Source organism: Klebsiella sp. HN106, assembly GCF_051209435.1.
Lineage (GTDB): Bacteria > Pseudomonadota > Gammaproteobacteria > Enterobacterales > Enterobacteriaceae > Klebsiella > Klebsiella oxytoca.
The window spans coordinates 1-413 of record NZ_JBLURD010000116.1; the positions used below are offsets into that span (position 1 = coordinate 1).

Annotated in this window: 1 protein-coding gene; it reads right to left on the reverse strand. The window is 51.8% G+C overall.

The genetic code is table 11. From position 1 onward, the window contains the following. On the reverse strand, positions 1–413 hold a 413-nt coding region (gene tyrS, locus ACSIPU_RS30580; protein ID WP_435322484.1), incomplete at both ends, for a tyrosine--tRNA ligase.

Below are 413 nucleotides of genomic sequence, written 5' to 3' on the forward strand. Positions count from 1 at the left end.
TATTCAGGCAGGCAAAGTCGTAACCCTGCAGCAGATTGTAAGAGAACTCGGTAAAGGAGATACCCTGATCGTCACGATTCAGACGCTGCTTCACCGCTTCTTTGTTGATCATCTGGTTAACAGAGAAGTGTTTACCGATATCGCGCAGGAAGGTCAGCACGTTCATGCTGCCAAACCAGTCATAGTTATTCGCCGCGATCGCCGAGTTGTCGCCGCAGTCAAAATCAAGGAACGGAGCCACCTGTTTGCGGATTTTATCCACCCACTCCTGCACGGTATCCTCGGTGTTTAGTTTACGCTCAGCGGCTTTGAAGCTTGGGTCGCCAATCAGACCGGTTGCGTCGCCCACCAGCGCCACAGGTTTATGACCTGCCTGCTGGAAGCGTTTCAGGCATAACAATGGAACAAGATGC